The sequence below is a fragment of the Nocardia sp. IFM 10818 genome (assembly GCF_054655275.1).
Genome location: NZ_BAAHJH010000001.1, coordinates 2212384 through 2233716 on the forward strand (window position 1 = coordinate 2212384; position 21333 = coordinate 2233716).

17 protein-coding genes are annotated in these 21333 nt (G+C 68.2%); 12 read left to right on the plus strand and 5 right to left on the minus strand.

Translation table 11 applies throughout. The features are described from left to right. The gene (locus ACYQ5L_RS09930) at positions 1 to 780 is read left to right on the plus strand and encodes an aquaporin (protein ID WP_459957084.1); all 780 of its coding nucleotides are present in this window, start codon (positions 1 to 3) and stop codon (positions 778 to 780) included. Positions 781 to 866: 86 nt separating this feature from the next. Here ACYQ5L_RS09930 and ACYQ5L_RS09935 read toward each other — a convergent pair whose 3' ends face one another. Beyond that, positions 867 to 1448: a type II toxin-antitoxin system PemK/MazF family toxin gene (locus tag ACYQ5L_RS09935; protein WP_459957085.1), complete on the minus strand. Its 582-nt coding sequence runs from the start codon at positions 1446 to 1448 to the stop codon at positions 867 to 869. An 82-nt stretch (positions 1449 to 1530) separates the two neighbouring features. Here ACYQ5L_RS09935 and lepA point away from each other — a divergent pair, with 82 nt between their 5' ends. The 3 genes from lepA to ACYQ5L_RS09950 all read left to right on the plus strand — a co-directional run bounded on the left by lepA (position 1531) and on the right by ACYQ5L_RS09950 (position 8035). Continuing rightward, positions 1531 to 3381: a translation elongation factor 4 gene (gene lepA / locus ACYQ5L_RS09940; protein ID WP_459957086.1), complete on the plus strand. Its 1851-nt coding sequence runs from the start codon at positions 1531 to 1533 to the stop codon at positions 3379 to 3381. Between the two features lie 452 nt (positions 3382 to 3833). Then, positions 3834 to 6245: a DUF5585 domain-containing protein gene (locus tag ACYQ5L_RS09945; protein WP_459957087.1), complete on the plus strand. Its 2412-nt coding sequence runs from the start codon at positions 3834 to 3836 to the stop codon at positions 6243 to 6245. Between the two features lie 41 nt (positions 6246 to 6286). Further along, entirely contained in the window at positions 6287 to 8035 is a 1749-nt protein-coding gene (locus ACYQ5L_RS09950) for a dynamin family protein (RefSeq protein WP_459957088.1), read from the plus strand. Between the two features lie 9 nt (positions 8036 to 8044). Here the strand turns inward: ACYQ5L_RS09950 and ACYQ5L_RS09955 are convergent, their stop codons facing one another. Continuing rightward, positions 8045 to 10099, minus strand: a complete 2055-nt coding sequence (locus ACYQ5L_RS09955; protein WP_459957089.1) for a glycoside hydrolase family 15 protein — start codon at positions 10097 to 10099, stop codon at positions 8045 to 8047. A gap of 65 nt (positions 10100 to 10164) precedes the next feature. Between ACYQ5L_RS09955 and ACYQ5L_RS09960 the strand changes: the two genes are divergently transcribed. Then, a complete protein-coding gene (locus ACYQ5L_RS09960) occupies positions 10165 to 10401 on the plus strand; it encodes a hypothetical protein (RefSeq protein WP_459957090.1) in 237 nt (78 codons plus the stop codon). 152 nt (positions 10402 to 10553) lie between these two features. Continuing rightward, positions 10554 to 10808, plus strand: a complete 255-nt coding sequence (locus ACYQ5L_RS09965; RefSeq protein ID WP_459957091.1) for a hypothetical protein — start codon at positions 10554 to 10556, stop codon at positions 10806 to 10808. Positions 10809 to 10817: 9 nt separating this feature from the next. On the opposite strand, the gene ACYQ5L_RS09970 is transcribed toward ACYQ5L_RS09965, so the two are convergent. Next, positions 10818 to 11879: a M48 family metallopeptidase gene (locus ACYQ5L_RS09970; RefSeq protein WP_459957092.1), complete on the minus strand. Its 1062-nt coding sequence runs from the start codon at positions 11877 to 11879 to the stop codon at positions 10818 to 10820. Positions 11880 to 12101: 222 nt separating this feature from the next. On the opposite strand from ACYQ5L_RS09970, the gene ACYQ5L_RS09975 reads away from it, so the two are divergent. The 5 genes from ACYQ5L_RS09975 (at position 12102) to ACYQ5L_RS09995 (ending at position 16148) form a co-directional block, all read left to right on the plus strand. Continuing rightward, positions 12102 to 12191, plus strand: coding sequence for an Ms4533A family Cys-rich leader peptide (locus ACYQ5L_RS09975; protein WP_379199892.1), 90 nt, complete (start codon positions 12102 to 12104; stop codon positions 12189 to 12191). 189 nt (positions 12192 to 12380) lie between these two features. Continuing rightward, the gene (locus ACYQ5L_RS09980; RefSeq protein WP_459957093.1) at positions 12381 to 13424 is read left to right on the plus strand and encodes a sulfate ABC transporter substrate-binding protein; all 1044 of its coding nucleotides are present in this window, start codon (positions 12381 to 12383) and stop codon (positions 13422 to 13424) included. 128 nt (positions 13425 to 13552) lie between these two features. Further along, positions 13553 to 14350 carry a sulfate ABC transporter permease subunit CysT gene (gene cysT / locus ACYQ5L_RS09985; RefSeq protein ID WP_459963381.1) on the plus strand — a complete coding sequence of 266 codons (798 nt, stop codon included), beginning with the start codon at positions 13553 to 13555 and terminating at the stop codon, positions 14348 to 14350. Further along, positions 14350 to 15156, plus strand: a complete 807-nt coding sequence (gene cysW / locus ACYQ5L_RS09990) for a sulfate ABC transporter permease subunit CysW (protein WP_459957094.1) — start codon at positions 14350 to 14352, stop codon at positions 15154 to 15156. The genes cysT and cysW overlap by 1 nt, the downstream gene beginning before the upstream one ends. After that, positions 15153 to 16148, plus strand: coding sequence for a sulfate/molybdate ABC transporter ATP-binding protein (locus ACYQ5L_RS09995; RefSeq protein WP_459957095.1), 996 nt, complete (start codon positions 15153 to 15155; stop codon positions 16146 to 16148). Before cysW ends, ACYQ5L_RS09995 begins: the two co-directional genes overlap by 4 nt. Before the next feature lie 300 nt (positions 16149 to 16448). Here ACYQ5L_RS09995 and ACYQ5L_RS10000 read toward each other — a convergent pair whose 3' ends face one another. Then, a complete protein-coding gene (locus ACYQ5L_RS10000) occupies positions 16449 to 17561 on the minus strand; it encodes a CobW family GTP-binding protein (protein ID WP_479684936.1) in 1113 nt (370 codons plus the stop codon). A gap of 609 nt (positions 17562 to 18170) precedes the next feature. On the opposite strand from ACYQ5L_RS10000, the gene ACYQ5L_RS10005 reads away from it, so the two are divergent. Continuing rightward, positions 18171 to 20321, plus strand: a complete 2151-nt coding sequence (locus ACYQ5L_RS10005; protein WP_459957096.1) for a helix-turn-helix domain-containing protein — start codon at positions 18171 to 18173, stop codon at positions 20319 to 20321. Between the two features lie 16 nt (positions 20322 to 20337). Here ACYQ5L_RS10005 and pucL read toward each other — a convergent pair whose 3' ends face one another. Further along, positions 20338 to 21258, minus strand: coding sequence for a factor-independent urate hydroxylase (gene pucL / locus ACYQ5L_RS10010; RefSeq protein ID WP_459957097.1), 921 nt, complete (start codon positions 21256 to 21258; stop codon positions 20338 to 20340). Between the last annotated feature and the right edge of the window lie 75 nt (positions 21259 to 21333).

Here is a 21333-nt window from a genome sequence, read left to right on the forward strand (position 1 = left end):
ATGTCTCCCACAGCGCAGGAAGTAGTCGAAGAACTATCGGAGCTGGAACCGATTTCGCTGGGCCGGAAGCTGTTCGCCGAAGGTTTCGGCACCTTCGTGCTGGTTTTCGGCGGTGTGGGCACCGCGGTGCTGGCCGGTGACAAGGTGGGCGCCCTCGGCGTCGCCCTGGCCTTCGGCTTCACGCTGTTGTTCCTGGTCTACGCCATCGGGCCGATCTCCGGATGCCATGTGAATCCGGCGGTCACCGTCGGCCAGTTCCTGCTCGGCCGGATCTCGGCCGCGCATGCCGGCGCCTACGCGCTCGCTCAGATAGTCGGCGGCCTGCTCAGCGGCGTGGCCCTCTACGCCATCGCCCAGAACCTGCCCTCCTACAACCGGGCTCGCGACGGCCTCGGCGCCAACGGCTGGGGCGCGCACAGTCCCGCGAAGATCGAACTCGGCGGGGTCACCGTCGACGGTTACGGGCTGGCCGCCGCCATCACCGTCGAGGTCATCCTCACCGCGCTGCTGGTCTTCGTGGTGCTGGCCTCCACCGACCAGCTCTCCGACGTCCCCCTGGCGGGCCTGTCCATCGGCATCACCCTCGCGGTGATCCACCTGATCTCGATTCCGGTCGACAACACCTCGGTGAACCCGGCTCGCAGTATCGCCGTCGCCTTCTTCCAGGACGGCGCACCCGCTCAGCTGTGGGTGTTCGTGGTCTTCCCGCTGATCGGCGGCGTGCTCGGCAGCCTGGTCTACGGCCTCATGTTCGGTCGGTCGCGGAATATGGCGAGCTGACAGCCTTTCGGCGAATTCCGTGCCCCGTTTCCGGTGGAAACGGGGCACGGGTCGTATCGGGAAGTGGTCGAGCGGGGCGCTTTCGTTCAGTACCAGTGATATTCGGCGCACAACCGATGCGCGACCAGATCGAAGGTCTTGCGCGGGACGATCGCGCCCTCGCGGCGGATCCCCGCTTCCGGCACATCGAGAACCCGGTCCAGGCGCACCCAACTGGGGCGGCCCGCATGATCCCACGGCCCGTCGCCGATGCCGACCCAGTTCGAGTGATGGGCGTGGTCGGCATTGGAGGAGAGCATCAGGCCGAGCAGGGTATTGCGCTCGCGGCCGACCACCAGCACCGGACGGTCCTTGCCATTGCCCGGGTCCTCCTCGTAAGGGACCCAGGTCCAGACGATTTCGCCGGGATCGGCGCGGCCGTCCAATTGCGGACTGTAGACGATCTGCCGGGCGCGTTCCCGGGACGGCACCCCCGCCGAGGAGGTCGGCCGCACCGAGACCCCCGGTCCCGCCTTCGGCGTCGTCACCGCCTTCATCGCCCGATCCCACATCGACGACTTCTGCATCCGCCCGATCAACTTCGGGGCCTGCTGTCGGACGAGCTGGGAACCCTGCTCCTTAGCCACGATTCCCAACTGCTTCCCCAGAGCATTCCATCTGCCGGCCATGGTCGGCAGCCTAGCGGCGGTTCGCCGGTACGCGCACCGTAGACTTCGGGGTTGACATGCCGCTGTTTCGCCATGCCGAGGAGTGACTCCGATTAGCAGCTTCGCCGATACGACGTTCACCGATCCGTCCCGGATCAGGAACTTCTGCATCATCGCCCATATCGACCACGGGAAATCCACCCTGGCTGATCGCATGTTGCAACTCACCGGTGTGGTGGAGGAGCGCGCCATGCGGGCCCAGTACCTGGACCGCATGGATATCGAGCGCGAGCGCGGTATCACCATCAAGGCGCAGAACGTGCGGCTGCCCTGGCAAGTCGACGGTGAGGACTACGTCCTGCACCTCATCGACACCCCCGGCCACGTGGACTTCACCTATGAGGTGTCGCGCGCGCTGGAGGCGTGTGAGGGCGCCATCCTGCTGGTGGACGCCGCCCAGGGCATCGAGGCGCAGACCCTCGCCAATCTCTATCTGGCGATGGACAAGGACCTCACCATCATCCCGGTGCTGAACAAGATCGACCTGCCGGCCGCCGACCCGGATCGCTACGCCGCCGAGCTCGCCCACATCGTGGGCTGCGAGCCCGAGGACGTGCTTCGGGTGTCCGGCAAGACCGGCGTCGGCGTGCCCGAACTGCTCAATGAGGCGGTGCGCCAAGTGCCGCCGCCGGTCGGCGAGGCCGACGCGCCCGCCCGCGCCATGATCTTCGACTCGGTCTACGACACCTACCGCGGCGTCGTCACCTATGTGCGTGTGGTGGACGGCAAGCTCACCCCGCGCCAGAAGATCAAGATGATGTCCACCGGCGCCACCCACGAGCTGCTGGAGATCGGCATCGTCTCGCCGGAGCCCAAGCCCACCCAGGGTCTCGGCGTCGGCGAGGTCGGCTACCTCATCACCGGCGTGAAGGACGTGCGCCAGTCCAAGGTCGGTGACACCATCACCTCCGCGCGCGACGGCGCGAAGGAAGCGCTGACCGGCTACCGCGAGCCGCGACCCATGGTCTACTCCGGCCTGTACCCGCTCGACGGCTCCGATTACCCGGACCTGCGTGACGCGCTGGACAAGCTCCAGCTCAACGACGCCGCGCTCACCTATGTGCCGGAAACCTCTGTCGCCCTGGGCTTCGGCTTCCGCTGCGGCTTCCTGGGCCTGCTGCACATGGAGATCACCCGCGAGCGCCTGCAGCGCGAATTCGGCCTCGACCTGATCTCCACCGCGCCCAATGTGATCTACCGCGTGGTCATGGAGGACGGCGCCGAGCACGTCGTCACCAACCCGTCGTTCTGGCCGGAAGGCAAGGTGCGGGAGATCTACGAGCCGATCACCAAGTGCACCATCATCGCGCCGGCCGAATTCATCGGCACCATCATGGAGCTGTGCCAGGCCCGCCGCGGTGAACTGCTCGGCATGGACTACCTGTCCGAGACCCGCGTGGAGATGCGGTACACGCTGCCCATGGCGGAGATCATCTTCGACTTCTTCGACTCGCTGAAGTCGCGCACCCGCGGCTACGCCTCGCTCGACTACGAGGAGGCCGGTGAGCAGCAGGCCGCGCTGGTGAAGGTGGACATCCTGCTGCAGGGCGAGGCCGTGGACGCGTTCTCGGCCATCGTGCACAAGGACGCCGCGCAGGCCTACGGGCACAAGATGACCACCAAGCTGCGCGAGCTCATCCCGCGCCAGCAGTTCGAGGTGCCGATCCAGGCGGCCATCGGCTCCAAGGTGATCGCGCGCGAGAACATTCGCGCCATCCGCAAGGACGTGCTCGCCAAGTGCTACGGCGGCGACATCTCCCGTAAGCGGAAGCTGCTGGAGAAGCAGAAGGAAGGCAAGAAGAGGATGAAGACCATCGGCCGCGTCGACGTGCCGCAGGAAGCCTTCGTGGCGGCGCTGTCGACCGAGTCGACGGCCGACAAGCCCAAGAAATAACTCTTGTGGTTCCCGTGCCCCGCTGCCTGACGGCAGCGGGGCACTGTGCTGTCAGGGGGTTGGGGCTGTGACGGCAGCGGGGCACTGTGCCGTGAGGGGTTGGGGCTGTGACGGCGGCGGGGCACGGTGCTGCTCCGGATCGTGCTGTCCCGGGTTTGGGCGACTTCACCGCAGGGCATTGTTGTGAAAGCCAATCGCGGGGTAGGTTCTGCCGAACGATCTTCGACGGGGGAGCCCGGTGGGCATATCAGCTGCGCCGGGTTCGTTACGCAGCGAAAAACTGGGGCTTCCGTACAGATATACCGAGTGACAAGCTGTCTCTCACACCGTTGTGCACACCGTCTCCGACCTGGTGGATGTGACAGACCGGATATCCGGAAATAGGGTGTGAACGAGTTTTGAAACGGCGGCCCGTCACGACGGATCGCGCTTCACCTGAGAGCGGAGCCTGTATGACACGTGATCTGCCCTTCGATGATGCATCCGGTGCGGACGACGACTACGCGGGCGACACCGCGTACCGCATTGCCACCGGGGTCTCGCGGGTGACCAGGGCAGGCGCGTACGTCACCGGAGGCGCGCTCATCGCGGCCGGTGGCAGCCAGGGCGAGAACGGCGCGCCGATCAATCACGACAGCCGCAATGTCGGCTGGTCCCAGGTGAACGATCCCAAGCCGGACGAGCCCAGCCCCACCCTGACCTTCCCCGACCTCACCGAGGACGCGCTGCCCTACAGCGGCGGCGCCTCGCCGGTCGCAGACCCGTTCGACAACGGCCAGTACGGCACCGACGCCGGTCTCTTCCCCGGCCATTTCGGCGGGCAGGGCGATGCGACCATGGCCGGCTTCGGCGGCCTCGGCCTGCCCGAATCCGGTACGCCCGCCTTCGGACTGGGCTACGGCGACGACTCGCACAATGCCCTCGGCATGCCGCTGGAGAGCTCGCAGTCCTCCGAATCCGCGCTCGGGCTGCCGCTGGGCACTCCGCAGTCGGCGCTGTTCGACGACGACCAGGGCGGATTCCTCGGCGGCCTGCAGCACATGCAGGGCCTCAAGCTGCCCGGCACCGAGGGGCTGCACCTGCCCGGAATGAACAGCGGCGGGTTCGCCCCGCCCGGATCCGGGTTCGAGAATCCGTCGCACACAGGGCCTTTCGACGGCATCGGCGAAGGCTTCGGCGCTTTCGTCAAGACCAGCTGGGAAGTCGACGCGCATGCCGGCCTGGACGGCGTGTGGGTCCGCTCGGAACTGAACGTGGACATCGCCGTCGGCAATATCGGCAACCAGTTCAACGAGTTCGGGCGCGATCTGAGCGATGGCATCGCCCATGCGCCGGGTTACAAGCCCGGCGTCGAGGCGGCCGAACAGCCCGGTTCCTCGTTCCTGGGCGGACTACGCGGCCTCGATGAGCCGAATGCGGCCGCGAATGCTCCCGGCCACCAGGCTGATCCGCAGAACGGTGGTGCGCCCGCTCCCGTCGGCGGCGCACCGAACGGCGGTGCGGCGGTACCCGCGAACGGCCTGCCCAATGGCGCCACCGGCCCGGGGGCCGGTGCGACCGCTCCTGGTGCGGGCGCGAATGCTCCCGGTGTGCACGGACCAAGCCTGAATGCTCCCGGCGCGGCTGGTCCGAGCGCCGGCGCCCCCGGATTGGGTGCTCCCGCAGCACCTTCCGCTCCGGCGGCCGGTATCGGTGCGCCCGCCCCCGGCCCGGCGGGCCCCATCGGCCCGGTCGCGCCCACCGCTCCGGCGGCTGTCGCTCCGGTCGCCCCCGCCCCGGTTGCCGTCGCGCCGGTTGCCCCCGTTGCTGTCGCTCCGGTCGCTCCCATCGCCGTTGCTCCGGTTGCCCCGGTGGCCGTGGCCCCGATCGTCCCCGTGGCCGCCGCGCCGGCTCCGGTCGTACCGGTCGCCGTCGCGCAGCCGGTGGTGACCACTCCGCTGCAGACCACCATTCAGCCCGATGCCGCCTCGCAGCCGATCGCGAATCTGCTTGCCGCTCCGGCCGTCTCGCCGCTGACCGCGCCCGCCGCCACCGCCCCGGCCCTGCTGGACCTGCGGCAGCCGACGGTCGTCGCGGAGCATCCGGACAAGCCGGCCACCATGATCGCCCAGCCGCTCACCTCCGCGCCCGGCACCTCCGCGCCGCAGATCAGCATCCCCTCGACGGCGGATTCGCCGTCGCTGCTGACCACGGCGCCGACCGCGCCGACCACCAAGCTGCCCGGCGCGACCGACCCGGCCACCACCAAGCTGCCCGGCCTCACCACCGCGCCCGCGGTCACCACGGCTCCGGGCGCGACCACCGCACCGGGCCACGCCACCGCGCCCGGCGGCAGCACCGGTCCGGGCAACACCACCGCGCCGGTGGTCACCAACCCGACCACCGGTACGGACCCGGACGGCGGCCTCACCACGCAGCCCAGCGTCCCGACCGATGACGTGGACGTCCCGTCGGTGACCGTGCCCAGCGACGACAACGACTCGATTCCGACGCATCAGCCGACGGTGAGCAATCCGCCGACGACCGTCACGGTGCCGACCGTCGAGCCGACGGTGCCGACCGGCGATTCGCATCCGACCCTGGACACGCCGCCCACCATCGATACGCAACCCACCATCGATGTGCCGGATCCGACCATCGCGACCATGCCGCCGCTGACCACCAAGCCGATGCCGGATATGCCCAAGCCGGTGAAACCTGTTGCGGACGTCTCGGATTCGGGCCACCACGCGCTGCCGCTCGCCGACACCACCCCGTTCTACCAGGTGCACGACGCGGCGCTGACGTCGAACCTCATGCCCGAGGCCGCCTTCGCCGAGACCCACCATCCGGTTTCCGGCGCACATGACGTCACGCTGCTGTGAGCGGCGCTGAACGCGTTGCCGTCGTGAAGAATCCGGATGCGATGGGTCCCCTGCTCGAGCTGCTCGACGAGCTGCTCGGGCACACCCATACCGCGGGCCGCGCCGATCTGGCCTCGCGGCTCGGGATCGCCCGCGCCCGCATCGCCGATCCGCGGGTGCGCCTGGTCGTGGTGGGCGAAGCCAAGAGCGGGATGAGCACGCTGGTCAACAGCCTGGTCGGCGCGCCGGTCAGCGCCACCGACAGCGAGATCAGCGTGCCGGTCATCGCCGAGTACGGCGATCAGGCCACCGCCACCCTGGTCAAGGCCGGCGAGGGCGGCCGCGCCGTCCGCGAGTCCGTGGATCCGCTGACCGTCACCGCGGCCCTGAACCCGGATGTCATCCGCGCCGAATTCACCCAGCCCAGTCCGCTGCTGGCCGAGGGCTTCGTGGTGCTGGACGCCCCCGGCTCGCCGGCCGACACCCCGGCCACCTGGTCGCTCATCGCCGCGGCCGACGCCGTCCTCTATGTCGCCGACGCCAGCGCGGCGTTCACGCCCGAGCAGATCGCACAGCTGCAGCGCATCCAGCAGGTGTGCCCCACGGTCATCTGCGTGCTCAACAAGATCGACCGGTATCCGCAGTGGCCGCAGGTCCAGCAGCGCGATCGCGAACTGCTCGACGACGCCGGGCTGGCCTTCGCCGTGGCCCCGGCCTCCGCGCTGCTGCACGATCAGGCCGGCGGCAATCCGCGCTCGGATCTGGAATCCGGTGTGCCGCAACTGCTCGAGCACCTACGCGGGTACGTGCTGGGCCGCGCCGACGCGGTGGCCGCCGAGGCCGCCGTGGGCGATATCCGCCTCATTACCGACCATCTGGCGCTGGCCCTGCGCACCGAGGCCGAAACCCTGCGCGACCCGCGCCGCTACTCCGTCATCACCGAGCAGCTGCGCCGCACCCGCGAGGAAGCCGAACAGCTCCGCCAGCGCACCGCCAACTGGCAGGTCACCCTGGCCGACGGCGCGGCCGAGCTGATGGCCGACACCGAACACGATCTGCGCCATCGCCTGCGCAGCCTGATCCGGGACGCCGAGGCCGACATCATGAAGCGCGATCCGGCCAAGCGCTGGACGGACTTCGGCGCGGACCTGGACGCCAAGATCTGCGAGGCGGTCGAGGAGAACTTCGTCATCGCCCACTACCGGTCGGTGGAATTGTCCGAGCAGGTGGCGGCCAAGTTCCCCGACAGCGGTATCCCCACTCCCGATCTGCGCCTGGATAATCCGGGCGAGGTGGGGGAAGTGCTCGAGCCCGTGGCTCCGCTGGATTCGCTCATCAGCGCGAAACCCGCTGTCACCGAACAGTTCCTGACCGCGCTGCGCGGCTCCTACGGCGGCATCCTCATGGTCGGCCTGGCCACCAGCCTGCTGGGCATGTCCCTGGTCAATGTGTACTCCGCGGGCGCCGGTGTGCTGCTGGGCCTCAATGCGGTCTGGGACGACCGCAAGAATCGCAAGCAGCGCCGCCAGGCCGAGGCCAAGGTGGCGGTGGCCCGTCTCATGGACGATGTGATCTTCCAGGTGTCCAAGGAATCCCGCTACCGCCTGCGCGCCGTGCAGCGCAGCCTGCGCGATCACTTCACCGAGATCGCCAATGAGACACTGCGTTCGGTGGACGCCTCGCTGCGCGCCGCCGAGGAGGCCGCGGCCGTGCACTCCGGGCAGCGCCGCGAGTATCGCCTCACCGAGATCGAGACCTCGCTGGTGCGCCTGCGCGATCTGCGGGAACGCGCCGACGCCCTCAGCGAATAGATCCGGGTCCTACCGCCCCGGATGGGCCGGGTTGAATTGTCCTGCGCGGTGGGACTCTTCGGCCCGGATGACGTGCATGACGGCATTGATGAGCGCCAGATGGGTGAACGCCTGCGGGAAGTTGCCCAGATGGCGTCCGGTGGTGGTGTCGATCTCCTCGGCGTAGAGCTTGAGCGGACTGGCGTAACCGAGCAGTCGCTCCAGCAGCTGGCGGGCCCGCTCCAGTTCGCCGATCTCCACCAGCGCGGAGACCAGCCAGAACGAGCAGATGGTGAACGAGCCCTCCTCGCCGTACAGGCCGTCGTCGGTGGTCTCGGTGCGATACCGCAGCACCAGTCCGTTCTCGGTCAGCTCGTCGGCGATGGCCAGCACCGTGGCGCGCACGCGGTGGTCCTCGGGCGGCAGGAACCGCAGCAGCGGCACCAGCAGCAGCGACGCGTCCAGCGAGTCGCCGCCGTAGACCTGGGTGAAGACGCCGTCGGCATTGACGCCGTGATCGAGGATGTCGGCGTGGATCTCGTCGGCGATATCGCGCCACTTGCGGGCGTAGTCGAATTCGCTGTGCAGCTCGGCCAGTTTCGCGCCGCGATCGAGGGCGACCCAGCACATCACCTTCGAACAGGTGAAGTGCTGTGGCTCGCCGCGCACCTCCCAGATGCCGCGATCGGGCTTGCGCCAGTTGTCGATTGCCGCCTGCACCTGACGTTCCAGCATGGGCCACAAGGTTTCCGGAACCTGGCGGCGTGACTTCACGTGCAGGTAAACGGAATCCAGCAGGGTGCCCCAGATATCGTGCTGGTCCTGGTTGTAGGCGCCGTTGCCGATGCGCACCGGTCGGGCGTGGTCGTAGCCGTCCAGATGCGTCAGCTCGGATTCGGTGATCTGCCGCTCCCCGCCGATGCCGTAGAGCACTTGCAGCGGAATGGCTTTGCCATTGTCATCGGTGGCGACATCGTGCAGGAAGGCGAAGAAGTCGTCGGCCTCCCGGTCCAGGCCGAGGGTGTACAGACCCCACAGCGCGAAGCTGGAATCCCGCACCCAGGTGTAGCGGTAGTCCCAATTGCGTTCCCCGCCGGGCGTTTCCGGCAGCGAGGTGGTGGCCGCGGCCAGCAGCGCCCCGGTCGGCGCATAGGTGAGGCCCTTCAAGGTGAGCGCACTGCGCTGCAAGTGCCCGCGCCACGGATGATCCGGGAAGCGGCCCAAGGTGATCCACTGCCGCCAGCATTCGGTGGTCAGCCACATCTTCTCCGCCGCCTCGGCGAAGGTGCGCGGCGGCGGCAGCTCCGACCAGGACAGCGCCACGAAGACCTGATCGCCCTCCTGCATGCGCTTGCGGGCGCGCGCCTCCCGGCCCTCCAGGCCGAGGCGCAGGTCGGTGGTGAGCGTCAGCGTCGGGCAGCCCTCTATATCGCAAGTGGCGCTTGCCTTCTCGTAGACATCGCCGGTGTACTCCCACTTGGCCGGACCCCGGTGGTAGTCGAAGGCGGGCTCACAGCTCATCTCCAGTTCCACCGTGCCGTTCACGCATTTCACCGTGCGCAGCAGGATGTGCTCGGCATCCCAGTCCATGGGCGTGCGGCGATGGGTGCGGCTGCGCGCCTGATTGTTGTGCCAGGGGCCCAGCACCAGCGCGTCGCGCACGATGAGCCAGCCGGTCTCGGTCTGCCAGGTGGTCTCCACAATGAGCCCGCCGGGCAGATAGCGCCGCGCCGCGGGCACATTGCGGCCGTAGGGACCGATGCGGAAATGCCCGGCGCTGCGATCCAGCATGGCGCCGAAGATGCTGGGGGAGTCCGGGCGCGGCACGCACATCCACTCCACCGAACCATTGCGGGCGATGAGGCAGTTGGTCTCGCAGTCGGACAGGAAGGCGTAGTCGTCGATGGGCGGATACGGCGAGTGATGGCTCACCCCGACGGGCACGGTCGGCAGGTAGTCGTCGGTGAGCGCGGCGTCGGGCCGGTCCACCGAGTCGCGCGGGGGCTCCAGCGGGTCCGGGCCGGGAGGATCGTAGCTACTGCCGAGCGGCCTGTCGTTCGACTCCGGTTCGTCGTAGGACTCCATCACACAATGATCTGTCCGTTCGGCCCGAATCGTCCACCCGCGACTTCTGGGCGTAGGTTGGTGTCGTGCATCGGATTGCTGATTGGTGGGACGGCGTCGAACTCTGGGTGGCCGGCCTGCCCTTCGTTCCCCAGTTCGCCGTGGTGCTGGCCGCCATGGTCCCCGTCTGCTTCGCTCTCGCGTTCGTGCTGGACCGTGCGCTGCGCCTCGCCCTGCGGGCGCTGGGCCGGGATCGGGTGGTCGCGCAGGAGGCCACGGCCGCCGTCGCCGCACCCCGCCCGACCCGGAAGGAAGCCGCCTGATGCCGCGCTCGCGCGTCCAGCTCGCCCTGATCGCCCTGCTGGTTCTGGTCGTCGTCGCCTGGCTGCTCACACGCTGAGTTCGCTGGCTGTTCACCCGGTCGAATCGGGTTTCCCTACGTGTCGAGCGAACCCGGCGCGTACTCTGCTGCACCATGTCAACCACCGATGAAGGCATGGAACTCGAGACGCTGCTCGTCGACGAGGAATTCGAGGACGAGCCGCGCCTGATCGCGACTCACACCTGCGGCCCCGAGGAGGCCGTGGACATGGTCAAGGCGGCGCAGCTGCTGGGCCTGGGCGTGCGGCTGAGCAACCGCATCCGCATCGACGAGGACGATGCGGAATCCGCCACCGAGGAATGGGTTCTCGACATTCTCGAGACGCCGCCGATGGCGGAGGAAGACTGAGCCGGAGGACTAGTTCCCCGAACTTCCCTGGTCCCGCCATTCGCTGAACCGCTTGCCGATCTTCGACACGGTCTCGCTGACCTCTTGTCCCACCGTGCCGACCGCGGACCCCATGTCCTTGCCCAGGTTGCGCACGGTGCGGACGAGGGGGTCTTCGGACTGGTCGAAGGTCTGCTTGTAGGAGCGGGCGGCCTCCCTGACCTGATCGCTGATCTTGGCGTTCTTGTCCTGATCGCGGGTCGGATAGCGGCCGTCCAGAATGCGGTCGTAGTCGCCGCTGGTGATCCAGCGGCGCAACTCCGCGGCCCGCAGCACCGAGAACGGGTGCGTCTGCAGTTCCAGATTCAGCAGTTTCAGCACGCCGTCGCGCAGATCGCCGGACTTGTCGTAGTCATCGGCCTGCTGCAGGAATGCGGCATGGCTCATCTGGTCCACCCGCGACCCGCCCGCCAGCTTCATGTGCACCCGCACCGAGGCGTCCACATCCTGCCCGCACAGCAGCCCGGCCCGGTCGCCGGAGAGCTCGGATTTGCGGCTCCACTCCATGAGCGCCGCGATGATGGCGCGCAGCGCCCACCCGCCGATCGGCACCCACCCGACGCCCGCCGCCAGCCGCATGAGATGCATGAGCATGGTCCGGTACACCGCGTGCCCGCTCAGCGCGTGCCCGAGCTCGTGGCCGACCACGAACCGCAGCTCCTCGCGATCGAGCAGGTCCAGCAGCCCGGTGGTGAGCACGATGAACGGCTGATCCATGCCGATGGTGAAGGCGTTCGCGTTCGGATCCTGCAGCACGAACATCTCGGGTTTGGTGCGCGCGTCCAGGATTCGCGCGCAGTCCTCGCGCAGGTGGTGGATATTGCGGAACTGCTTGTCGTCCACCCGAACCGCCGTGGCCAGATACAGCAGCCGATGCTGCCGCTCGGCCAGCAGTCCGGACAGGGTGCGCAGGACGACGTCGAACCCGCTCAGCGAGCGCAGCGTCACCAGCGCGGTGCGGTCGGCCGGATGCTCCCAGGCGCGGGTGGAGATGCCGGGAAACTCCCGGCGGATTCGGTCGGGACTTGTCATGAATTCCCCCAGCGGACGGTGCGATGCCGTGCGGCACCGCTTCGCCCTACATAGTGCCGCCTGCGGCCCGCGCTGTCCCGTGCCGATTCCCGGCCGCCCCGGTCGCAGGCCCTTTATCGATCTCACTATCTGAGACACCGTTCCGGTGAGCGAGAAGTGAATTCCGGTGCGCATGTTCACGGTGATTGGGCGCACCCCTCATGGCTCTGCTACAGTTCGCCCGTGTCGTCGAGTGCTCTTCCCCAGGTCCGCCATGAATTGGCGTTGATCGCGGTGGGCTGCCTCGCGGTCGCGGACATTCACTGTCGCTGATTGCCGACCGAGCTGTGCTGCTTGTCCCCTCAGTAGACTGGCGCGCGTGCCTTTCGCAGCTGTGCTCGTACCCCGGCGGCCTTCGGGCCGATAACGCGACCGCCCATGTCCGACCTGGGCGGGTCTACGGCAATCCCCAGTATTTCCGCCGATGATCTCGACTCGGCGGGCGGTAGGAAAGGTCCACCGATGTCCCGCAGTACCAGACTCTCCCGTCGTTCCGTAGCCGTCGCCCTCACCGCGGTCGTGGCCTCCGTGCTGACCGCGTGCGCCGGCGGTTCCAGTGATGTCGTGGGCGGTGGCGATGGCGGCGGGGCAGGCAGCATCAAGCTGCACCTGTACGGCTATGCGGTGCCCAAGCCCGGATTCGACAAGGTGATCCCGGAGTTCACCAAGACCGAGGCCGGTAAGGACGTGGAGGTGCTGGCCTCCTACGGCGCCTCGGGCGATCAGTCCCGCAAGGTCAAGGACGGCGCCGAGGCCGATGTCGTGAATTTCTCCGTCGAGCCCGACATCACCCGCCTGGTGGACGCCGGTCTGGTGGACGCCAGCTGGAATGCCGACGCCAACAAGGGAATTCCATTCGGCTCCGTGGTCGCCATCGTGGTGCGCAAGGGCAATCCCAAGGGCATCAAGGATTGGGACGACCTGCTCAAGCCGGGCGTCGAGGTGGTGACCCCCAACCCGTTCTCCTCGGGTTCGGCCAAGTGGAACCTGCTGGCGCCGTACGCGGCCAAGAGCGAGGGCGGCAAGAACCCGCAGGCCGGTCTGGACTACCTGTCCCAGCTCGTCTCGCCCGAGCACGTGAAGGTGCAGCCCAAGTCGGGTCGTGAGGCCACCGACACCTTCCTGCAGGGCGTCGGCGATGTGCTGCTCAGCTACGAGAACGAGGCCATCTTCTCCGAGCGCAAGGGCGATCCGATCGAGCACATCATCCCGCCCACCACCTTCAAGATCGAGAACCCGGTCGCGGTGCTGAAGAACAGCAAGAATCCGACGCAGGCCATCGCCTTCAAGGACTTCCTGTTCACCCCCACCGCCCAGCTGGCCTGGGCGCAGGCCGGTTTCCGCCCGGTCGATCCCAAGGTGACCGCCGCCTTCGCCGACGACTTCCCGACCCCGCAGAAGCTGTGGACCATTGCCGACCTGGGCGGCTGGAAGACCGTGGACAAGGAACTGTTCGCGCAGGGCACCGGCAGCGTGGCGATCATCTACGACAAGGCCACCAAGTAAACGGGTGAGCCGGACCACACAGGATACTTGGCAACGTGAACGACAGTAGTGGCAACACCGGCGCCGGGCAGGGCGCCGGTGTTGCGGGGGACAAACCCAAGCCCAGCGGCCCGGGGCGCTTTTCCTGGCTGCGCGTCACCGGCTCGGTCGGGCCGCTCGGCATCGCCACCGTGGTGCTGTGGCTCAGCATCATCGTGCTGCTGCCCCTGGCCGCCATGACCGTCGCCTCCTTCGAGGACGGCTGGGCCGGCTTCTGGGAGGCGGTGACCGCGCCCGCGGCCCTGGATTCGCTGCGGGTGACCGTATTCGTCTCGATCGTGGTCGCCGTCATCAATGTCGTGATGGGCACGCTCATCGCGTGGGTGCTGGTGCGCGACGACTTCCCGGGCAAGGGCGTCGTCAACGCGCTCATCGATCTGCCGTTCGCGCTGCCGACCATTGTGGCCAGCATCGTGCTGCTGTCGCTGTACGGGCCGCAGAGCCCGATCGACATCCAGCTCAATGCGACTCAGCCCGGCCTGGTGGTGGCGCTCGCCTTCGTGACGCTGCCGTTCGTGGTGCGCTCGGTGCAACCGGTGCTGATGGAGATCGACCTGGAGGTCGAGCAGGCCGCCGCCTCGCTGGGCGCGGACAATCTGACCACCTTCCGCCGCATCGTGCTGCCGACGCTGGCGCCGGCCATCATCAGCGGCGGTGGGCTGGCCTTCGCGCGCGCCATCGGCGAATACGGGTCCGTCGTGCTGATCGGCGGCAATATCCCGCGTGAGACGCAGATGGCCTCGCAGTACATCCAGCAGCAGATCGAGGTGGACCGGCCGGTCAATGCCGCCGCGGTCTCGGTCGCGCTGCTGGTCATCTCGTTCGTGACGCTGCTGGTGCTGCGGCTGTTCGCGGATCGCGCGGCGCGCAAGGAGCAGGAGAGCTGATGAGACTTTCCGCGCTGACCCGTATTTCGCTGCGTTCCGTGGCGCTGGGGTATCTGCTCATCCTGCTGGTGCTGCCGCTGGCGATCATTCTGTGGCGCACCTTCGAGCACGGCATCGGCACTTTCATCGACTGGATCTCCACGCCCGCGGCGATCTCGGCGTTCAACCTGTCGATGATCATTCTCGCCATTGTGGTGCCGGTGAACGTGGTGTTCGGCATCCTCACCGCGCTCGCGCTGGTACGCGGGCGCTTCCCGGGCCGGAATCTGTTGCAGGGCCTGGTGGATCTGCCGTTCGCGGTGTCGCCGGTCGTGGTCGGCGTCTCGCTCATCCTGCTGTGGGGTGCGGGCGGCTGGTTCGGCGGGCTGGAGGACCACGGGCTGAAGGTCATCTTCAATCTGCCCGGCATGGTGCTGGCCACCATCTTCGTGACGCTGCCGTTCGTGGTGCGCGAGGTGGAGCCGGTGCTGCACGAGATCGGCGACGATCAGGAACAGGCCGCCGCGACGCTGGGCGCCTCGCGCTGGCAGACGTTCTGGCGCATCACGCTGCCGGCCATCCGCTGGGGCCTCACCTACGGCGTGGTCCTCACCGTGGCGCGCTCGCTCGGCGAATTCGGTGCGGTGATCATGGTTTCCACCGCGCTGCCCGGCAAATCGCAGACCCTCACCCTGCTCGTGCACGGCCGCTACGAGGACCACAACACCTTCGGCGCGTACGCGGCGGCGACCCTGCTCATGGGCATCGCCCTCATTGTCCTTCTCCTGATGACCCTCCTCGAACGCAAGCGGGGCACTGCCAAATGATCACCGTGACCAATGCGAACAAGAACTACGGTTCCTTCGCCGCCCTCGACAATGTCAGCCTGGACATTCCCTCCGGCGAGCTGACCGCACTCCTGGGCCCGTCCGGTTCCGGCAAGTCGACGCTGCTGCGCTCGATCGCCGGACTGGAATCGCTCGACAACGGCATCGTCACCATCGCCGGGCGGGATGTGACCCATGTGCCGCCGCAGAAGCGCGATATCGGCTTCGTCTTCCAGCACTACGCGGCGTTCAAGCACATGACCGTGCGCGACAATGTCGCCTTCGGCCTGAAGATCCGCAAGCGGCCCAAGGGCGAGATCAAGAAGAAGGTCGACGAACTGCTCGAGATCGTCGGCCTGGACGGCTTCCAGCACCGCTTCCCGGCGCAGCTGTCCGGCGGCCAGCGCCAGCGCATGGCCCTGGCCCGCGCGCTCGCCGTGGACCCGCAGGTGCTGCTGCTGGACGAGCCCTTCGGCGCGCTCGACGCCAAGGTGCGCGCCGACCTGCGCCAGTGGCTGCGCCGGCTGCACGAGGAAGTGCACGTCACCACCGTGCTGGTCACCCACGACCAGGAGGAGGCCCTCGATGTGGCCGACCGCATCGCGGTCATGAACAAGGGCCGCATCGAACAGGTCGGCAGCCCCGAAGACGTCTACGACCGCCCCGCAAACGAATTCGTCATGTCGTTCCTGGGCGCGGTCGCCAAGCTGAACGGCCACATGGTCCGCCCGCACGACATCCGCGTGGGCCGCGACCCCTCCATGGCGCTCGCGGCCCACGAGGGCACCGCCCAGTCGGCGGGCGTCACCCGCGCGACGGTCGAGCGAGTTGTGCACCTGGGCTTCGAGGTTCGCGTCGAACTCCGCAATGCGGCGACCGGTGATCTGTTCACCGCGCAGGTCACGCGCGGTGACGCCGAGGCGCTGCATCTGGCCGAAGGCGAAACCGTCTACGCGCGTGCCACACGGATCCCCGAGCTGCCGGTTACGTAGTTCGGCGGGCGAGTGGTTCGGAAGGGCTAGGAGGACAGGCCACCCGACATGCTGTTGAAAAGCCCGAGCGCCTGAATGGCGGTGGATATCGCGGTGAGCACCATTTGCACCGAACCCATGACCGAACTCCTTGTCTATGAGGGAGAACGAGACACAACGGGCGTACGCATCTGATCGTACGTGCCGGTTGGTTCACTTGGGGCCTGAAAAAGTGAAACGTCATCGACCGGGAAATGGTGGCGGGGTTTGTCGGCGTGTCGCCGCCACCAGTTCCCGGTCGCGAGCGTTTCACATTGGGGGTCACTCGCTCCAGGACAGGACGGTCGGGGTCGGGTCCTCGGGTTGGGCGGCTTCGGGGGTGACGTAGCGCCAGATCGGTAGGAGCGCTTCGTCGTTGAGGGGCTCGGGGGAGGTATGGACGGTGGCGTCGAGGCGGGCCGTGACGGCGGTGGTGTCCAGGCCGGAGCCGATGAGGACCAGATTGCTGGTCCGGGGCTCGTGCCGGCTCCAGGCGGCCGGTTCGATGGTGATGTGGCGGCCGACCATGTGCAGCAGGAACTTTCGCTGATCGTCCGGGGTGGCGAAGGCCAGCACGCCCTTGGCGCGGAACAATCCGGGCGGCGGATCCTCCAGCACGGCAATGAGTTCGCGCGGATTCAGATCCGTTGTGCTGGTGAAGGACACGCTGTCGTAGCCGTCGTGCAGATGCCGATGACCGCAGCCGTCGCCATGATGGCCGTCGGCGTGACGGCCGTCGCATTCGGGCGCCTCGTGCGCGTGATCGTCGTGGTCCTCGAAGAGCTCGTCGAAACTGAGTTGTTCCCCGACGCGGGGCTCGCGAGCATCGCGGGCCGGGATATCGAAGAGCAGCCCGGGATCGACGCGGCCATGGCTGGTGGGATAGACCGGCACTTGCCCCACGAGTTCGCCTATCTCCGTGCGCAATTGCTCCAGCGCCGCGGGCTCGACCCGGTCGGCCTTGTTCACCACCACCAGATCCGCCAGCCGCAGATGCGTGGCGAGCTCCGGATGCCGTGCGCGACTCTCGGCGAAATGCTCCGCGTCCACGACCTCGATCAGCCCGCCGTACCGAATCCGCGGATTATCGCTCCCCGCCACCATCCGAATGAGGTTCCGCGGCTCGGCCAGCCCACTGGCCTCCACCACAATGACGTCGATCTTCTGCCGCGGATCCGCCAGCCGGTCGAACAGCCCGTCCAGCTCGCTCACATCCACCGCGCAGCACACGCACCCGTTCCCCAGCGACACCATCGCATCGACCTGCCCCGCCACCAGCATCGCATCGATGTTCACGGCCCCGAAGTCGTTGACCACCACCCCGATCCGCGCGCTCCGGCTCCGCAACAGCCGATTGAGCAGCGTCGTCTTCCCGGCCCCCAGAAATCCGGCCACGATCAATACAGGAATCCGCCGACTCACCCGGACCACCCTACCGATCCGCGAGCCACCGCCCGCGACCTGTCCGCCGGCCACGGTCAGGGGGCGCCGTGCCACACCGGCATCGCATCGAGCCGGAGCCGACGGCCGGGGCGCGACCTCCGCGCTCACAGCCGTCCCGGCCGCAACCGCGAACGTTGCGCACCGCGCCGACCGTCGCGTACTTCCGCCCCGCCGTCCGCGACCCCTGACGACCTCCGCACCGACAGCCGTCCTATCCGCGAACGGTGAACGTTTCGCGCCGCATCGACCGTTGCGCACGTCCGTCGGCCGGTATTCGGGGGCGGCGCAATCGGCCGATGCAGGGTGACGAGCAGTCAGCCCGTCTGTACGCACTCCGGCAAGTCGTGCCGTGGCGGGCGGGTCGCAGAGTTGTTGCGCTCCCGCACTTCCCCGAATCGCCCACCGAGACGACCTCGCCGAACGATAGTGGTGCATAGCTTGGCCGCGATCTACGGCATGAGGCCGTATGTGAGGCGGCCGCAGCATCGCCGAAACGTCGCGGCAATACTGGCGTCCTACCGTGACGCCGGTCGGGCCGATCAGCGGAGGTGCGCCGTGCGGGTGCGAGATTTACTGGACGCGCCGCAGTTGCGCATGCGGTTGCTACACGGGGATGCGGCGGCCCTGAACCGCCCCGTCGCCCGGATCTGCGCCACCGATATGCCCGACCCCCGCCCATTCGTCACCTCGGGCGCTCTCGTATGCACCGGACTGGTCTGGCGGCACGATCCCGCCGACTCGAATCGGTACATCGGCATGCTGGCCGCCGCAGGTGTCGCGGGCGTCGTCGCGGGCCAAGCCTTGCACGGCCATGTCCCCGACGACGTGCTGACCGCCTGTGAACGTCACGGCCTACCCCTGCTGTCGGCCCCACAGAGCGTCCCGTTCAGCCGCATCATCGAGCACCTCGCCGAACAGGCGGCCGAATTGCGCTGGCGGCACATCCAATCCGGCGCCGACCGGCAACGCCGCCTACTGGCCGCGGTGGCCGCCGGGACCAGCATCGCGGACCTGATCGGCGACATCGCCGCCGAGCAGGACATTTCGATCTGGTTGGTGACCGCCACCGGCCGCATCGTCGCCGGAACCGCCCCGCTGTCGGAGGAGGAACTCGACCGAATCGTCACCACCGCCCTGACCGCGCCGCGCCTCCCGGCCGTCACCACAGGTGCCCTGCGCATCCGACAAGTAGGAGCCGGAGAACGAATCACCGCCTGGTACCTGGTCATCCGCCCCACCACCGCCGAACTCGATTCCTCCGGCACCGATCTGGCCGCCATAGCCGAGTTCTACCGCCAGCGCGCCGCCGACCGCCTGCACCTGGACTGGGAACTCATGGACCGTTTCCCGGCCCCGCCGACCGACCGCCCGAACGAACCCGTCGTGGCCATAGTCGCCGAAATACACCCGGCCACCACGCAGGATCAATCCGGCTTCGTCACCGCCACAACGAATTCCACTTCGGCCCGGCACACCGCCCGCCCGGCTCTCCGGCAGCGGCCGGAGAGCGGCGACACCGCACCCGATCCCGGCGTGATAGCGCCCGTTCCGAGCAGCCCCGGGCCGGGCTCCGGTGGCTTGGAGCGTGAAACCGAGATGGTCCCGCACGATCCCGGCGGCCGGGTGCGGCAAGTCGGCACGGTCACGAATGATCCCGGTGAGCCGGAGCGCGCCCGCAGCTGTCGAGACGGCGATTCCGGCTCGGCCAGCGCGCCCGGCAAAGGCGCACCAGATCCCGAGAGCAGAGGACACCAAGTGCGAGGAGCCGCACGCGATTCCAGCGATTCACGGCAAGACTCCAGCGCGGCGACCCACGACCCCGGGAAGCGAGCGCGTACGGCGGGTCGTGCCGCCCACGATGCCGGCGCGCCCGCGCGGGCGGTGACGGCGCACGATTCCAGTGCGGTGGTTCCGGCATGGGGCGAGGTGGCCACTGACACCGGTGCGGTGGTGTTTGTCCAGGGCGAGGGGGCGCACGGTTCCGGTGCAGGCGCGGGTGGCGAGTCGCCCGGTCGCGGTGCTCGCCGGGTTGCACGCGGTTCTCGCGGCGAAGTGCGCACCAGCGAGGTCGGGCGTGGTGAGGCGCGCGGGTGGACCGGTCGGGTTGGGTTGGGCGCGGTGCGGGCGGTGCTGCACGACGTTGTGGTGGATGCCAGAACGTCGGTCGATGCCGAAGGTCGTCTGGTCGCCATCGTGGGCGGTGCGCAGGACGAGATCGCGGACATTGTGCGTCGGCGGATCGGGCGGCTGGCGCCGGCATTGGGTGGAATTCGACTCGCAATGGGTGTGAGCGCGCGGCAGCGGGACGAATCGCTGTCGGGTGCGGTCGCGGCCGCTGCGGCCGCCGCTTCCGCCGCACGGGAGGACGACGGCGTGGTGCGGCTGCGGGTGGCCGATATCGATTCGGCGGTGGGGCTTTTCACCGCGGTGCCCGGTGGGTTGCAGCGGCGGTTCGCGGAGCGGGTGCTGGGGCCGGTGGTGGAGTACGACCGGCGGACGGGGGCGGGGTTGCTGGAGACGTTGGAGGTTTTTCTGGGGTGTGAGGGGTCGTGGCGGCAGGCGGCCGAGCGGATGCATGTGCATCTCAATACCGTTCGGTATCGGATCGGGCGGGTCGAGGAGCTGACCGGGCGGGATCTGGGGCGGCTCGACGATCGGCTGGATCTCTACCTGGCGGTGCGGACGCTTGCGGGGCACGGTGTGTCCGTTTAGTGCGGCGGGCGTGCGGTCAGACGGCTCCGGTGTAGGGGTCCCAGGCGGTGCCGGGGTCGGGGGCGTCCTCGCGGAGGACGCTGGCCTGGATCAGGCCGTAGGGGCGGTCGTCGGCGTGGAAGACCTCGTTCTCGTTGGCGACGCCGAAGCGGGAGAGATCGAAGTACCAGTGGTGTTTGTTGGGAGCCGACAGGCGGATCTCGGCGAGGCAGGGGAAGGCTTCGAGGGCGGCGGCGCCCATGTCGAAGAGGGTCTGCTGCAAGGCTTTCGAGTGTTCGGTGGCGAACTTCTCGATCATGACGGCGCGGATGCCGGAGTAGGTCGCGTCCCAGTCGGCGGGCGGGGCGGCGAAGCGCCAGCGGGCGGTGAGGCTGGTGGCGAGAATGCGGTCGTGGGTGGGCTGCAGGACGGTGTAGGAGTCCTCGAGGAAACCGGCGAATTCGGAGCCGGTGGATTTGAGGATCACCAGATCCTTGACTCCCCCGATCACCCATTCGCGTTGCCCGGGCGCCTTGCCGCTGACGGTGACCGCGGCCGTGCGGATCTCGGGGCCGATCCGGGTCCAGGTGTGGTCGTGGCCGCGCCCGTTCACCGGAACCCGCTGCCACGCATACTCTTCGATCTCGATCCGGGCCGAGTCCACCGGATCCACGTCATCGACGAAATGGCGGGCCAGAGCCAGCCCGTACTCCTCGATACTGCCGTCACCGTGCTCCTTGGCATAGGAGTAGATGGTCTGCTTCTGCGAATCGGTGGGCAGCACCGCGCCCTGATCACCGCTGGTGTGCGCCTCGTCGAAAGCCCCACGCAGGCACGACGATACGTTCAGATCCCGGATCTCGTGCCGGTCCCCGTCGCGGTAGATGCGCACCACCCGGTTCTCGGCCTTCCCGTATTGGTGCGGGCCGAGCACGATCTTGCCGGTCATCTCGGACATGGTCGCCTCCCGTGGTCGATGAACACTGTGCCTCACTGTGGCGCACACCCGCGGCCGCACACGCTGGTTCCGGAG